This is a genomic window from uncultured Oscillibacter sp. (assembly GCF_900546705.1).
Taxonomy (GTDB): Bacteria; Bacillota; Clostridia; order Oscillospirales; family Oscillospiraceae; genus Oscillibacter.
Map to the genome: position 1 here is coordinate 1 of NZ_URDP01000074.1, position 4,146 is coordinate 4,146.

General features: G+C 67.1%; 5 protein-coding genes. 2 read left to right on the forward strand and 3 right to left on the reverse strand.

Annotated features, from left to right (window positions below; all coding sequences use genetic code 11):
* Positions 1 to 441, forward strand: a 441-nt coding sequence (locus QZS13_RS09995; protein ID WP_295588548.1) for a hydrolase, incomplete at its 5' end; no start/stop codon positions are given.
* Entirely contained in the window at positions 438 to 989 is a 552-nt protein-coding gene (locus QZS13_RS10000) for a M48 family metallopeptidase (RefSeq protein WP_295588549.1), read from the forward strand. The genes QZS13_RS09995 and QZS13_RS10000, both read left to right, overlap by 4 nt.
* 49 nt (positions 990 to 1,038) lie before the next feature.
* Here QZS13_RS10000 and QZS13_RS10005 read toward each other — a convergent pair whose 3' ends face one another.
* The 3 genes from QZS13_RS10005 to glpK form a co-directional block, all read right to left on the reverse strand.
* Positions 1,039 to 2,148, reverse strand: a complete 1,110-nt coding sequence (locus QZS13_RS10005) for an SLC13 family permease (RefSeq protein WP_295588551.1) — start codon at positions 2,146 to 2,148, stop codon at positions 1,039 to 1,041.
* Between the two features lie 122 nt (positions 2,149 to 2,270).
* Positions 2,271 to 2,642 (reverse strand): zinc ribbon domain-containing protein, encoded by a 372-nt coding sequence (locus QZS13_RS10010; RefSeq protein ID WP_295588553.1) that lies wholly within the window; start codon positions 2,640 to 2,642, stop codon positions 2,271 to 2,273.
* Between the two features lie 107 nt (positions 2,643 to 2,749).
* A partial coding sequence (glpK, locus tag QZS13_RS10015; RefSeq protein WP_295588555.1) for a glycerol kinase GlpK occupies positions 2,750 to 4,146 on the reverse strand: 1,397 nt, incomplete at its 5' end.

The window sequence follows — 4,146 nt, forward strand, 5'->3', positions numbered from 1 at the left end:
TTCTGGGCCACCGTGGGCCTGCTCCACGACGTGGACTTTGAAAAGTGGCCCGAGGAGCACTGCAAAAAGGCGCCGGAGCTTCTCGCTGAAATCGGATGCAGCGACGAGTTCATCCACGCCGTGTGCAGCCACGGCTACGGCCTTTGCTCCGACGTGGAGCCCACCGCCGAGATGGAGAAGGTGCTCTTCGCCGCCGACGAGCTGACGGGTCTCATCGGCGCCGCCGCCCGGATGCGGCCCAGCAAGAGCTGCCAGGACATGGAGCTGGGCTCCCTGAAGAAGAAATTCAAGGACAAGAAGTTCGCCGCCGGCTGCTCCCGGGACGTGATCCGGGAGGGGGCCGAGCGCCTGGGCTGGACGCTGGACGAGCTGCTGGAGAAGACCATCCTGGCCATGCGTTCCTGCGAGGACTCCGTGAACGAGGCCATGGCCGCCCTGTGAGCGCGCCGACCGCCCCGGCGTCCGCCGTCCCCGGCGGCCTGCCGGCCTACGAGCTCATCCGCTCCGACCGCAAGACGATCTCCCTCCAGGTGACCAGGGACGGCCGGGTGGTGGTGCGGGCGCCCCGGTTCCTGGCGGAGTCGGCCGTCCGCCGGTTTGTCCGGGAAAAGTCCGATTGGGTCGCCCGGCAGCTGGAGCGCCAGAGGCAGCGTCCGCCCCGGCCGGAGCCCACGGCGGAGGAGCTGGCCGCCCTGAAAGCCCGGGCCGCGGAGCAGATCATCCCCCTGGTGGAGCAGTGGAGCCGCCGGACGGGGCTGGTGCCCACCGGCGTGAAGATCACCGCCGCCCGCACCCGGTACGGAAGCTGCAGCGGCAAAAACAGCCTCTGCTTTTCCTGCTTTCTCGCGGACTGTCCCCCGGAAGCGGTGGAGGCGGTGGTGGTCCATGAGCTCTGCCACATCCGGGAGAAGAACCACGGCCCCCGGTTCTACGCCCTGCTGGAGGGGTTTTTGCCCGACTACCGGGCCCGGCGGGCACTGCTGCCGTAACGAAAAGCGCCATGGAACCGATGGTTCCATGGCGCTTTTTTATGCCGTTTCAGGCCAGGGCGTGAGCCGCCGCCAGCAGCAGCGCAAGGCCCAGGAAGTTGGCCCCCAGGAACACGGCCAGGTACTTCCCCCGCCGGGCCCAGGGCCACTTGAAGTAGTATTTCAGGGTGATGAGGCTGGCAAGAGACGCCACCGGCGTGCCCAGTCCGCCGATGTTGGTGCCCCGCAGGAGCCCCAGTCCGTCGTCGGTGAAGGCGGAGAGCAGCACCGCCGCCGGCACGTTGCTGATGACCTGGCTTGCCAGGGCCGCCGTGCCCATGGTGCTGCGCCGCAGCAGCGCCTCCAGCACCGTGCGCACCGCGTCCATCCGGCCCAGGTTGCCGGAGACCACGAAAAAGCACACGAAGGTGGCAAGGAGACTGATGTCCAGCTTTTTGAGGAGCTTCGGCTCCGCGATGGCCAGGGCCAGCAGCACCACCGCCGTCAAAATGCCGTAGGGCAGGATGCGAAACACGGTGAAAAGGCACAGCACGAAGAGCACCAGGTAGAGGGCCAGCTTTTTGGGGTTTTCCAGCGCCGACTGGGGCAGCTCCGGCCGGGGCAGGTCCCGGGGCAGGGCGAAGGCGGCCGCCGCCGTCAGCCCCACCAGGCTCAGGGCCGTCAGGGGCAGCATGGTTGCGAAGAACGCCCCGGTGGAGAGGTTATAGGCGGCGTAGAGATAGAGGTTCTGGGGGTTGCCCACAGGGGTGGTCATGCTGCCCAGGTTTGCCGCCATGGTCTGGAGCACCAGCACCCCCACCGCCCGGCTCTGGCACCCCAGCTGCTCGAGGACCAGCAGCGTGAAGGGCACGAAGGTGATGAGGGAGACGTCGTTGGTGACCACCATGGAGGCGAAAAAGGGCAGCAGCACCAGGGCGATGCCCAGCGATCTGCCGCCGCCCCGGCTCAAAAGCCGGGCAGAGAGCACCTGGAACACGCCGCAGGACTGGAACCCGGCCACCACCGCCATGAGGCTCAGCAGCAGGCACAGCACCCGCACGTCCACGTAGTCCCGGTAGGCCCCGTCCGGCGGCACCAGAAACATGGTGATGACGGCGCACACCGCCGCCACGCACAAAACTGTCTCACTTTTGAAAAATTCCCAGGCTCTTTTTCCCATGATGCTCCCCCGATTGTCTGTAAAGTCCGCATACCAACATAGCACAGCCCCCGCCGGTTTGCAACGGCTTTTTTCCAGAAAAAAACAGACCGGCGTGGGCCGGTCTGTTTTTTCACTTGGCTTTAGTCCATGGGGGCGCCGCACTGGGGGCAGAACTTGCTGTCGGACTCGGCGCCGCAGATGGGGCACTTCTTGCCGTGGGAGACGGGCTCCTCCGCGGGTTCGTCCTTGGAGGGCTTGCTGGCCTCCAGCTCGGCGATTCTGGCCTTGCTGGCGTTGACCGCCTCCACCAGCTCCCGGACGGCGTCGGGGATCTGGCCCTCGTACTCGCTGACGAACCACTCGCCGATGGTGCGGTAGTTCTTGTCGATCTCCTTTTGCTCGCCGGCGATGGCAACGCTGATCTTCGTCAGCTCCGCGGCGTCCTTGGCCTTGTCGGCGGCAAGATAGGCAACGTCCTTCGCCTTTTTGGTAAACTCATCGAAAAATGCCATACTAAAACTCCCTTCCGTAAATACCTTCCATGTTGAATTGGGAATCTGCCTGCTTTGTGGTCAGTATACCCCAATTCCGGGGGGAACGCAACAAAATTCCCGGAAGTTTACACTTCGTTTTCAATCCAGCCCCGGGACCGCTCCACCGCCCGGAGCCAGCGGGCGTAATCGGCATCGCTCTCGCTCTCGTCCCGGCGGGGGCGGAACACGCACTGGCTGCGGCGCAGGCGCTCCAGCTCCTCCGTACCGCTCCAGACCCCGGCAGAAAGGCCCGCCATGGCGGCGGCGCCGAAGGCGGTGGTCTCCACCTGGTCCGGCCGGTCCACGCCGATGCGCAGCAGGTCCGCCTGGATCTGCATCAGGATGTCGCTGACGGAGGCGCCGCCGTCCACCCGCAGCACGCTGATGGGACAGGGGGCGTCCTCGTCCATGGCCCGCACCAGGTCCGTCACCTGGTAGGCGATGGACTCCAGCACCGCCCGGGCGATGTGGGAGCGGGTAGTGCCCCGGGTAAGGCCCACGATGGTGCCCCGGGCGTACATGTCCCAGTAGGGGGCGCCCAGACCCGTGAAGGCGGGCACCACCACCACGCCGCCGCTGTTCGGCACGCTCTCGGCCAGCCGGTCGCACTCGGGGGCGCTTTCGATGAGGCCCAGCTCGTCCCGCAGCCACTGGATGGCGCTGCCGGCGTTGAAGACGCTGCCCTCCAGGGCGTAGGTGGTCTCCCCTCTCCACGACCAGCCCACGGAGGTCACCAGCCCGTGGCGGGAGCGCACCGGCGTGTGGCCCACGTTCATGAGGGTGAAGCACCCGGTGCCGTATGTATTCTTGGCCTGGCCGGGGGCAAAGCACGCCTGGCCGAACAGCGCCGCCGGCTGGTCCCCGGCGCTGCCGCAGATGGGGATGCCCGCCAGGGCCTCCAGCCCCGGGATGCCCGGCGCCACATGGCCGAACGCCTGGCAGTTGGGCACCGGCTGGGGCAGCAGGCTCATGGGGATGTCCAGCGCCCGGCAGAGCTCGGCGTCCCAGGTGAGGGTGTGGATGTTGAAGAGCATGGTGCGGGAGGCGTTGGAGTAGTCCGTCACATGGACCTTGCCGCCGGTGAGGTTATAGATGAGCCAGCTGTCCACCGTGCCGCAGCGCAGCTCGCCATTTTCCGCCCGGCGCCGCAGCCCGGGCACCGTGTCCAATAGCCAGCGGATCTTCGTGCCGGAGAAGTAGGCATCCAGCAGCAGACCCGTCTTTTCCGTCACCGTCTCCTCCAGCCCGTCGGCGCGGAGGCGGTCGCAGATGGGGGCCGTCCGGCGGCACTGCCAGACGATGGCGTTGTACACGGGCTGTCCCGTCCGGGCGTCCCAGACGATGGTGGTCTCCCGCTGGTTGGTGATGCCGATGGCGGCGATGCGCTTGGGGTCGATGTGGGCGGCGTCCACCGCCTCGGACACGGCCCGCCGCTCCGTGTCCCAGATCTCCATGGGGTCGTGCTCCACCCAGCCGGGCTGGG

Bases quoted from the DNA above. Each gene is read 5' to 3' on its own strand.
- QZS13_RS10005 (WP_295588551.1), bottom strand. From the start codon at position 2,148: ATGGGAAAAAGAGCCTGGGAATTTTTCAAAAGTGAGACAGTTTTGTGC.
- QZS13_RS10010 (WP_295588553.1), bottom strand. From the start codon at position 2,642: ATGGCATTTTTCGATGAGTTTACCAAAAAGGCGAAGGACGTTGCCTAT.